We start from the raw sequence: 10,867 nt of genomic DNA on the forward strand, positions 1-10,867 counted from the left end.
ACGGAAAACTGCTGTAGTTGCTTGTTTATCCAGATATTTTTTACTTTTGTCCTTTGCGAACCATATTCAGTCCATAAAGATACAATTCAGCAACAGCATAGACACGGGGGGGAGGATCTTTAGGACGAGAGCGTTCTGTAAGAATACCAGCGTCTACCATCTCTCTGATGAGTTCCGCTAATTTTGTATCCTTGACATCCCATATTTCAGTCAGTCGAGTCTCATCAATGGGGGAACGCTCGCCCCGTAATTTTGTTAGATATTCTTCCAGTTCAGGGTATTCGTTGCGTACCTCATCCACCCGTTGCTCAGAAACATATGGCAAAGCTTCGATCAGTGCTTTTGGACGTAAAACTATCTCAGAACTGTATTCTGTAAGAAAATTTTTCTCAGCTTTGACTGCTTCTTGTAATAGCAATACTAAACTTCGAGGGAAACAGTTCTTTTGTCCGTCAGCAATACGGGTGCGAACCCAGTTATAGGTGTAGGCTTTTTTTCCCCGACCCATCCGCTCGCCCCATAAAGGATAAAGACTAGTACGCAATTGTTCTAACTCAATTGTATTGAGTCGATCGACAGTAACTCCCAATTTTAGCTCCAAAGATTTTCTCAAAGTCTCAGAACTTGTCAGGGATTGGCGCAGTACAAGTCTCCAAAGATCTGCCTCATCCCAGCGGAGTTGTAGCAATCGTCCGCTGTAATGTCCTTTGTTAGTAAAGGTGAGCTGATTCCAGATATCTTCTCGCAAAAATATCTTGGGGACAATACTTTTCAAACTTGTTCCGCTTTCGAGCCACCAACCAAGCAACGCTTCGAGGGAACGCTTACGACGAAGATAGTCTGTTGGAGTAGAGCCAAAGCCAGCATCTAGCTCATCATAAAGTAGCCACACGCGCTGAGTATTGTCTTGTAACCAACGGTCAACAGCACGCAATCGATCGCCTGATTGTGGAGAATTAGTGCTATCTGCCAACCACGAGACAATTTGAGCGTGTTCGGGATTTGGTTGAGAACTCAATCTAACCAGAGTCTCATCTGGATTAAATAGGGAACGCACTTTTGGTAGAGCGCGACACAGTTGCAATAGGGCATAATTTAACCAGAAGAATTGCCAGCTACTCTCACCCACCTGTTGTTCATAACTAGCTAAATCCGTGCTTTCTAGTATTTGTTCTTGCAGTCTTGGTTGGCCGTGTCCTGCAATAAAATAAACGTTGTTTAAATCAACATCAGAATGAGCTAACTTCTTGGCTGTTTCTGATTGCTCAACAAAAAGTCTGAACAGCAAGCTTTTTCCTGTTCCCTTAGCACCTCTTATCAGCCAACTTTTATTACTTAAAAACTTGGGAAAGTCCTCGGTTCTGTGAAATATCTCTGGAATACTAGATGGTTCTAATTCTTGGGCTGTTGCTGCTTGAAAATCTAACTCCTTTAATATCTTTTTATATTCGATATTTGTAGTTGCCAAGCTAGATTTAATATCGGGCAAGCTAGCATCAATGACCTCTGCAATCGGCAGATAATCATCTAGTAAGCTGTTAGATACGTTATTGACGAGACTAGACAAAGTGGCAATGTTGGGATTGTATAAAATTTTGTGGTAAAGTTCCTCAACTTTTGTTTCTACAGGCAAGCCCCAGTTATCCTCAATCCAACTCTCAACTCTGTTAGTCCAAATTCGCTGCAATTCATCTCCTACGGGTGGGATAGGTGTTAGGAGAAAGCGAATATCTGGCTTGCCTTGATAATCTCTTTGTTTCTTAACAGCTTGCACAACCCAACGCAGTCCTTGAAAACTTTGGTCAGTTGGGGAAAAGCAGATGATTGCCGTATCTGCTAGATCGAACAAGGCGATCGCGCTAGTGTCATTAAAACCTGGTCTAGCATCAATTAGAATAACATCGGGGTCTAGTCGATCTTTGATATCGCTTATCAGTTGTTCAACAGGATTTATTTCGCCTCTATAAAAAGATTGTAAAGTATGGCGATCGAGGTCAGCTAACCGATGAATATAATTTTCGTTATACTCTCCAGCCGGAACTAAAAATAGTTCGCCGCGAGTGCCTAAGTTAACCTGACAAATACAGTTATCAATAGTAGGAATATTTTGATCGGGAGTTAAATAGCGTTGGTGTAGGTAATCCAATACGCCATACTGTTCTTCATTAATCTTCTCTAAATCGTTTTGAAACAAGACTGAAATGCCAGGGGCTTCAAGGTCGAAATCTACCATGACTACTCGACGCTTGCGGGTTGCCAAAATACCTGCTACCAATCCTAATGCGGTAGAGCGGCCGACACCTCCCTTGAAAGAATAGAATGTGACAACTAATGGACGTTTTGGACTATCTTCATCTAAAATTGCTGGCTGCTCGGGTTCGGGAGCCATTAAAACATCTGACCACAGCGGTATTTGAATATGTTCGGGAGGTTGGTCAGCAGCTTCTTGTGGAGTTAACAAATCATAACCAGCCATTGGGTATTGACCCAAATAACAACCTATATTCTCTAAAAAACTGTCAATTTCCTCTTCGCGTTCAGCTAAGGACTTGCCATCAAAATAGCTGGTAACTACTCGAAGCTTCAGCCACCCTAGAGATGTGCGCTTAATCTTAATCTGAGTTTGCGGATCTTTATTTTTTAAAACTTGGCTGAGATGTTCGGAAATTTGTTGTTCTAATATAATTGTATCATTCATGATGATTCCCCTTGTTTTTCTAGTATGAATTGATGTAACTTTTCTACGGCCTCTAGAAATCGCCTGCTGTCTTTTTCATCACCTAATTTATCTGAATAGCGCAGTTCATCATTTCGCCAAAGTGATGTAATTGTATTCCAGGCCTCTTTATAAGAGTTGGTTCTATCTAATGAAATAGTACGCTGTAGCGAAGCCAAACACTCTAATAATTTAGTTAAGTTATGCAAATCTGAACCTTGCAGTCCTTTTTTAAAGCTCCTAGTCTCTTTGAAATTGTTTATACGACCCTCTTCGTAACAAATGAGGGATTTTAGAGAACATTCGATCGCATAACCACCTAAGTACATAGCGCCAGACCAACGTTTTTTATCACGCAATGCTCGAGCATCTTCAAGTCTGCGACGAGACGCACCTAGCTGAATACGTTTATCGTAAGTATCTGTCAATGGACTTACCTCCAGTATCACTTGAGTTTCCGATCGAGCTAGCGGAGCTTTAAGTTTACAGTAGCATTTGATCGCAATTACAAGTGGCAGTCAAGCGATCGTACAAACGAAGTAATGCCCAATTACGGCCGCGAAATTGGGTTAATTGTCGATCGCATCCCTTCGCCGCTGGCTGTAGCGTTTCAATTCATCAATTAAGTGAGTATCGTTAGATGCTGTTCTCGCGCCCGCTTCCGCCGCCCAGCGCTTCAAATCTTCAATTTGCGATCGCGCGATCGCAGCTAAAGGTACTGTATCCTCGATCGACCTCAAAATATCCTCCGTCATCAAATCCCGGCGCTGTCCGTTGACAAACGTTCCAAAGGCCCGATATAACCCATCTATTACGACTTGTTCAATTTCTGCACCGCTAAAATTCTCAGCGCGTTTCGCCAAAACTCCCAAATCAAACTCGCGCAATCTAGTCGGCCGCAGTCGCTGCAAATGCACTTTAAAAATATCTTGCCGTTCCGATTCAGAGGGCAAATTTAAAAAGAAAATTTCATCAAACCTGCCTTTTCTCAGCAACTCTGCCGGCAAAATCCGCACGTTATTTGCAGTTGCGACAATAAATACCGGACTGGTTTTTTCCTGCATCCAAGTAATCAAACTGCCGAATACCCGGCGCGAAGTTCCCGAATCGCCGTCGCCACCGCTGATAATGTTACCAAAGGCTTTATCTATTTCATCGATCCACAAAACGCAAGGTGCGATCGCCTCTGCTAATTGTATCATTTGCCTGACGCGACTTTCGCTTTCCCCGACCACGCCGCCAAACAATCTCCCAGTATCCAATCGTAGCAGTGGCAAACGCCATTCTGAGGCTATTGTTTTCGCAGATAAAGATTTGCCCGTTCCTTGAATTCCTACTAACAAAACTCCTTTGGGATTCGGTATGCCGTAGCGACGCGCTTCGTCAGTAAAAGCATCTTGTCGCATCTTTACCCACTGTTTCAAATTCTCTAAGCCGCCCACACTTTTTAAGGATTCTCTGGAGTTGAAAAACTCCAAAATTCCCGTTTGGCGAATTGCTTGCTGTTTTTCCTCCAAAACTCCGTCAATATCTGACTCGTTAATTTGCTGTTTGGCGGCCAAAGCTTTAGCCAAAACCCGCCCGATTCTAGCGCGGCTCAAACCCTGACAAGCTTTAACCAACTGTTCCCTTGCTAAACCGCTAACTTGCAACTGTTGCGGCTTTTCCACAACGTGGGAAATTAAACTGTCGATTTCTTGTACGTTGGGCAAAGGAAAATCAATTACTGTGACTTCTTCTTTCAATTCCTCCGGCAATTCCAGCGTATGAGAAGTAAGAACTATAGTTTTTTTGCTGCGCTTCAATTCTCGCGTTAAATTCCGCAGTTCTCGCACTACCGCCGCGCTTTTTTCGCTGTATGGATATTTCAAAATTGGGTGCAAATCCCGCAGTACAAATATGGTATATTCTTCAACAGCAGTTTTGCTGACGCGATCGAGCGCCGCCATTACCGAACCTTTCCCAGAACCGTTATCCTCCCAGCCGCGCACAAGATCCCAGAACAACACCCGGCGCGCGGGAGTTACTTGCAGCGCTACTTGGTCAATTACAGCCTCGACCGGTTCTTCCTCCGCGCCGACAATGTACAGCAGCGAATAGCGGGCGCGAATCATCAAATCTAGTCGTTTTACGAGTGCCTCGAAATGGTTATTTTTACTGCCATTGACGACATCTAATTCTTTGGGGTTTGGGTAATTTTCTGTCATTTTAGTGGATATTTTAGAGTAAAATTAAACTTTATTAAATATTTTTTTGGCAGTACGGACTTTAGTCTTTTAAAAAAATTAACCTAACTAAAGGTTTTCACTAAGGACTTGAGTCCTTAACAACTATTTAACCAGACTAAAGTCCGTACTGCAAACGTTAAAATTATAACAGAATAGTAGGCAATTGACTACTTAGCAACTTTTCGAGCTTGTTTCACCATATCAATGAGAGTGTGGTGAGCATCTTCGGCGTCTTTTAAAGTGCGATCGAAATTTACTCTGACAGGCACTGTTTCGTCGTTGACTTTAGCGGTTAAATCCATGCCGTTGGCATCAATAGCGAGCATTTGAGCTTCTGTCGCCTCTGGTTTGCCGCCAAATGCTTGAGCATATAGCACGACAGCACTAGCGTGGTCTTCGTTCATGTGAGTGCAGATGCGATCGCTAATCTCAGTGGAAAACTGTTCTGACATGGGGAGATTCCTCAGATGCAATATCGATCGATTGTACTGCGATCGGTACAAAGATTTCAACCGCGATGAATTGCATCAAGAGTTATGAGTGAGAGAAAAGGAGGAAGAAGCAAGAACCAGAAGACAATAATATCGAGCGCTTCAATAATTCAAAAAGTCATAATTAAACAGAAATTTCTAGATAATTAGTAGGATTAATTTACCCCTTACCACGGGCTGACTTCAAGCACCCCAGAGGGTTTTAACACTACCTTAAATTGACGAAAATGCTTTGGTGGACGAGCAACTTTACGAAAGGAAGAAAGAGAAACTTCTTGAATAAAATCACCCGCTGCTTGGTTCAGCGGCTGACAATCTGTAATTACCCCTTCTTCATTCACGGCAACGCGATAAACTAATGAAGTGCTGAAGGTGGGAGTCGAGCGCCAACTCTTGTCAATTTGGTCGTAAACTTTCCGGTTCAACTGTGTAATTTCACCGGGGGAGATAATTTCAGAAGGTGCTGCCTCTACCTCTGGTACTGGAGAGTTAACCTGAGCCGCAATCGGGACAGATACAGGCCAAAGCTTAATAGTTTTATCTCCGCTGCCGCTGGCTAAGACAGTATCTTGAGAGCTAAAAGCGACAGACCAAACTGGCTTAGAATGCTCCGCAAAATTGGTCATCAGTTCGCCTGTTTTCAAGTTCCACAGCTTGATAGTTTTATCGTAGCTGCCACTAGCTAAAGCCTGTGCATCGGCGCTAAAAGCAACTGACAGCACCGGGCCGGAATGCCCTGTTAATGTATGCAGAACTTTGCCATTGGTAAACTGCCACAGCTTAACAGTTTTATCGGCACTGCCACTCGCTAAAGTTTTCCCGTCAGGACTGAAAGCAACTGAGTTCGCCGGCCCGGAATGGCCAGTCAGGGTGTAATTGCCGCCATCATCAAGCCACCAAATCTTGATAGTTCCCTCCTCGCTGCCGGTTGCTAAAATTTTACTGTTCGGGCTAAAAGCGACAGATTGAATCCAGTCTGTATCTGGAAGTGTGCGGAGTAGTTTGCCATCGGGAAAATTCCACAATTTTACAGTTTTGTCGGTACTGCCAGAAGCGAGTAACCTTCCATCAGGACTGATACTTATTGCCTTGACATCATCCGCATGACCTTTCAAGGTATTGATGAGTATGCCAGTTTTGAGATTCCACAATTTAATCCGGTTATCCCAACTCCCGCTAGCCAGAAGACTGCCATCAGGACTAATCGCGAGGGATTCAATTGCATCGCTATGTGCTTTTAAGGTGTAAAGTAATTTGCCGGTTTGCAAGTTCCAGATTTTGATAATGCCGCCATAACAGCCGCTGGCTAAAGTTTTGCCGTCTGGACTGAGTGCGATCGCGTAAATCCACCCTGAATTATCTTTAAAACTGCTAGAATATTGAGTAAAAAGCCGCGATTTAAACTGCGATACAGTTGTTTCCAATTCCGCAAAATACCTAGAGAAGCCGATGCCCGCCGCAGTTACAACTGCTGTTAATGTCAAGGCTAAACTTTTCCCTTTAACTGCTTTTGATATCATAAACATGACCTCCACCACTCAGTTTATGTAAAATCAACTCCCTGATTTCAATCCCAGAAATTTATCCAGGAAGTTTCTGCTACATTCTACCTTTGAGAAATGCTATCCAACACTCTTGTTTAGCACTGTTACTTGGTCTTGTGTTGACTTATATTTTTGTTATCTAGATTGGCGCTGAATCCAGGCGCGGCAGAGAAATAAAACTATTGTGGCGCTTATAGCTGCAATTCCAACAGGGGTTAAATATGTCCAGTGATAGGCCATTTTATCCCAGATATGCCAGGTTACTAAAAACATAGCAAGGTAAGTGAGACTCTGCAATTTTTTCCAATTTTTCTTGAGCCTTTTCACACTCCAATCATTAGACGTGATAGCCAACAAAGTAAAAATAATGAATGTGGCTAGTCCCTGGAAGTAAACAAAATAAGTTGTGATATCGAAGACATCAAAGTTTCTTTGTTTGAAAAAGATGAATCCGTGAGCTACAGTTAAAAAGAAAGAGAGCAGACCAATGAAACGGCGATATTTCAGCAGCCATTGGGGAAAACCAGTTTTTTTGGTGAGAGGAAAAACAATTCTCAAATTTGTGGGAAGCAGTGTGAGAATATAGGCTGTTAAGGCCGCGAACCCCAGGAAACTCGCATGAGAGAATGTATCTAAGTCCATCGTTGAAAATTGCATAACTTACTCTCCTTGCTAAGTAGGTAAAGTCCAATTGGAGCTAGGCTAGCTTTTTGAAATTGCAATGTCAATTAAGTTCTAAGCTTATAACACTTCTTCGCAAACATAGCTGGTTAAAAGTTGAGTTTTTCACTCTAAAAAAAGGTCAGCTAATGCTGACCTTGGGTTGAGGAGATTACCTGAACTTTTGGCTAGGTGTCGCGCCAAACTACAAACTGGTAATACCCCCTTTTAATAAGAGAGGACTGAAGCCCTCACTACAAACGACACAACCTAACTAAAAGATCGATCGTCAAACGGCAATTCATCAAACCGCGAATCAATCTCAGCCTCAGAATTGGCAACAGGGGAATTAGCGCGAGATGCCGACGGCTTAACAGAATTCACCTGGCCTACTGATAACTTGGCCGCAGGTTCCGATTTCTGTAGGTTAACTACCGGCAAGTCCCCGCCATTTTCTCCATTTTTGCCCGTTTGATTCCACAACATCATTCCCAGCAAACCATCAACCAAACCGCCACCGCTACCGTTGCCTGTTACTGCAACATCCGGCACAACTCGCACGTTGCGATCGCCTATAATTTGCATTAACTGCAAAGCCGTATAACCCGAACCTCCCAAAGCCACAACACCCGCGCGATAAGCTTCAGCTTGAGCATTTCCCTTCACCCGGATCGACTCAGCTTCGCCTTGAGCTTGTTTTACCTGAGAATTCGCTTTCAACTCAGAAATCTTCACGCCTTGTTCCGATTTCACCATCTCTTGTTGAATCTCAGCCAGCGCCGTTTCCCGCACCAATTGTTGCCGCTGAGTTTGTGCTAATTGCTGCACCTCATAAGTCTTGCACTGTTCCTCAGCAATTTTGCGATCTGTTTGAGTTTGCATCAACTCTGCTGGTGGCAAAATATCCCCGATTAAAGTATCAATTGCCTGCACGTCGTAGGTACGCAAAGCTGCTTTGATATACTCGGCGGCTTCCGCTTGCCTGCCGCTTCTTGCGGAGAGAAAATCTAATACAGAATAAGCTTGAGCCGAATTGCGGAAATAATTCCCAATAGTCGGCTGCAAAACGTGGTCTACTAAATTCTGCATTGAACCGACGCGAGAGATAACTTTTGGAGCATCCAAGGCTCCAACGTGAATAATCTGAGCTACTTCTAAATCAAAGGCAAAACCGTCTTGAGAACGCACGGTTAAAGACGAAAGTTTAGAATCATAACTGTGCCGCTCTGTTTTACCAGACCAATTCAAAACAATATTTGTGGTCGGCACTAACTCTACTTTCAAAATGCGAGTATTCAGGGGATGTTTCCCCGGATAAAGAGGAGTCACCCACACCCCTTTATTGCCCACATTTACTAAATTTCCGTGAGTAAAAGCAGCACCGCTCACATCTTCCGAGGTTTTGCCGACATAGGAAATAACCGCACCGACATAGCCGATCGGGATTTCGGTCATCGCCACTTGGTCAACCCCGACAAACCAAGGATTTAAGTTCCAGGAACCCGAAAGCAAAACCTGTTCCTGCAAACCGCGCCGCCCGCCGGCGGTGATAAATTTTTGCGCGTTTTGGAAGTTGTCGTGATTCGGGATAATCGGGCCGGCAATTTCGCCATCTTGAATCGGAACGCCGTCAAAAGTTGTGACAATTCCTACTTTATCGGGGGCAATTTTGTACAGCTTTAACTGTTCTGCTGTCATCCCGTGTTTGGTAGCGTTTGCCGCTGTAATTACTGTAAATAATGCTGTATTAATTCGATAGCTACCGCCAGTCAAGATGCCGAGTTGTCTACCTTTTTCGCCGCCGCCTTTGAGGAATTGGCGAGCATCTTGAAAATTGTCACATTCTGTGATTTTGCCAAGGATGCGCTGCGGGGGAATTGACTGACCACCTGCTGCGATAATTAAACCAATTTCACCTTGGGGAACTACCGTCAGAGACTCTTTGCGAACATTGTATTGCAAAGGCCAATAACCCCAGTGCCAACCGGGGGGCAAAGTATCAGCTTGATATCCAGCTTCTCCGTTTAAGGCAATTAAATCTCCGGGCGGTAAAGACTTGCCGCCGAAGCTAAACTTTTTACTGACAATGCCAACTTCGCGATCGCCAATTACTACCAATCCACCAAAAAATAGCGGCAGCACCAGAATAATTATCATACCGCCGATCGCGATCGGGATAAATCCGCCCGGAGCGAGCTGCATTGTCTGCACGGGAACAGTGCTGCGTAACTGCCCTAGCTGCAAGCTAGAATCAGGTTTTGCGGCTAGCTGAGTCGAGGTTTGAGTTGCGGGGGGGATATTGCTAGTGGCTAATACCGGCGAGGGTTTCAAACTGGTTGTTGCACTGAGGGCTAAAGACGCCGAAACAGCGGCTGCAAACTGTTTTAAAACGCGGACTTTGACTTGAGATTTGGACAAAAATGAATAAAGCATTTTTTTGATGAGGGCTAATTTGTCCTAAGAGTTCCACCTTAGCCTTACTAAAAAGTTTTTACATAAAACTTAAGGTCTTATTTATCATTATTTACCCTCATAATAGTCATATTTATCAGTAAAAAAAATACCGATCATTAAACTACAGGCTGACAATCCCCCGTTTTAATGCGGAAATCGCGGCCTGCGTGCGATCGCTAACTCCCATTTTGCTCAAGATATTGTTGATGTGAAACTTGACGGTGCTTTCGCTGATGTGCAAAACTCCACTAATCTCGTTGTTGCTTTTACCAGCGACTATGAGGCGAATGACTTCTAATTCGCGATCGCTCAATTCAGGCCCACTCAGGCGATCGGCTAACTTAACACCCACGGCTAGCGGAATGTACTTTTTACCCTCAAAAACAGCCCGAATTGCTGCTAAAAGCTCTTTGGGTTCCGCATCCTTCAGCAGATAGCCCTTAGCACCCGCTTGCAATCCGCGATAGATGTTTTCATCGCCGTCATAAGTCGTCAGCACCACAATCCGCGCGCTGGGAAACTCCGCACAAATCGCAGCAATGGCGGCGACTCCATCCATCACCGCCATCCGCAAATCCATCAGCGTTACATCGGGCTGATGTTGGCGAAACATTGTCACAGCTTCTTCGCCGTTGCTTGCTTGCGCCACAACTTTAACATCTGATTCCTGCTCCAGCAGCGCCACTAAACCTTGCCGCACAATATAATGATCGTCGGCAATTAAAACGCGAATAATCTTTAATTGGTTAATCATGTTGGCCCTGTTAATTTTAT

Annotated in this window: 8 protein-coding genes; all 8 read right to left on the reverse strand. The window is 44.1% G+C overall.

What is annotated here, in order from left to right; genetic code table 11:
* Positions 1 to 40: 40 nt before the first annotated feature.
* On the reverse strand, positions 41 to 2,698 hold the full coding sequence (locus NDI35_RS10595) for a ParA family protein (protein ID WP_445312701.1): 2,658 nt from the start codon (positions 2,696 to 2,698) through the stop codon (positions 41 to 43).
* Entirely contained in the window at positions 2,695 to 3,144 is a 450-nt protein-coding gene (locus NDI35_RS10600; protein WP_445312702.1) for a HEPN domain-containing protein, read from the reverse strand. Before NDI35_RS10600 ends, NDI35_RS10595 begins: the two co-directional genes overlap by 4 nt.
* A gap of 141 nt (positions 3,145 to 3,285) precedes the next feature.
* A complete protein-coding gene (locus tag NDI35_RS10605) occupies positions 3,286 to 4,923 on the reverse strand; it encodes a Ycf46 family AAA ATPase (RefSeq protein ID WP_445312703.1) in 1,638 nt (545 codons plus the stop codon).
* A gap of 188 nt (positions 4,924 to 5,111) precedes the next feature.
* Entirely contained in the window at positions 5,112 to 5,396 is a 285-nt protein-coding gene (locus NDI35_RS10610) for a DUF2470 domain-containing protein (protein WP_333391297.1), read from the reverse strand.
* A gap of 206 nt (positions 5,397 to 5,602) precedes the next feature.
* Positions 5,603 to 6,955 carry a WD40 repeat domain-containing protein gene (locus NDI35_RS10615; RefSeq protein ID WP_445312704.1) on the reverse strand — a complete coding sequence of 451 codons (1,353 nt, stop codon included), beginning with the start codon at positions 6,953 to 6,955 and terminating at the stop codon, positions 5,603 to 5,605.
* A 159-nt stretch (positions 6,956 to 7,114) separates the two neighbouring features.
* Positions 7,115 to 7,636 (reverse strand): ferric reductase-like transmembrane domain-containing protein, encoded by a 522-nt coding sequence (locus tag NDI35_RS10620; protein ID WP_445312705.1) that lies wholly within the window; start codon positions 7,634 to 7,636, stop codon positions 7,115 to 7,117.
* Positions 7,637 to 7,909: 273 nt separating this feature from the next.
* Positions 7,910 to 10,072: an SPFH domain-containing protein gene (locus tag NDI35_RS10625; protein WP_445312706.1), complete on the reverse strand. Its 2,163-nt coding sequence runs from the start codon at positions 10,070 to 10,072 to the stop codon at positions 7,910 to 7,912.
* A gap of 142 nt (positions 10,073 to 10,214) precedes the next feature.
* Positions 10,215 to 10,844, reverse strand: coding sequence for a response regulator (locus tag NDI35_RS10630; protein WP_445312767.1), 630 nt, complete (start codon positions 10,842 to 10,844; stop codon positions 10,215 to 10,217).
* Positions 10,845 to 10,867 lie beyond the last annotated feature (23 nt).

It is taken from the genome of Microcoleus vaginatus FACHB-2002 (genome assembly GCF_040004035.1).
Lineage (GTDB): Bacteria > Cyanobacteriota > Cyanobacteriia > Cyanobacteriales > Microcoleaceae > Microcoleus > Microcoleus vaginatus_C.

Coding starts and splice junctions, on each gene's coding strand:
- NDI35_RS10620 (WP_445312705.1), bottom strand. CDS start 7,636: ATGCAATTTTCAACGATGGACTTAGATACATTCTCTCATGCGAGTTTC.
- NDI35_RS10615 (WP_445312704.1), bottom strand. CDS start 6,955: ATGATATCAAAAGCAGTTAAAGGGAAAAGTTTAGCCTTGACATTAACA.
- NDI35_RS10595 (WP_445312701.1), bottom strand. CDS start 2,698: ATGAATGATACAATTATATTAGAACAACAAATTTCCGAACATCTCAGC.
- NDI35_RS10605 (WP_445312703.1), bottom strand. CDS start 4,923: ATGACAGAAAATTACCCAAACCCCAAAGAATTAGATGTCGTCAATGGC.
- NDI35_RS10625 (WP_445312706.1), bottom strand. CDS start 10,072: ATGCTTTATTCATTTTTGTCCAAATCTCAAGTCAAAGTCCGCGTTTTA.
- NDI35_RS10610 (WP_333391297.1), bottom strand. CDS start 5,396: ATGTCAGAACAGTTTTCCACTGAGATTAGCGATCGCATCTGCACTCAC.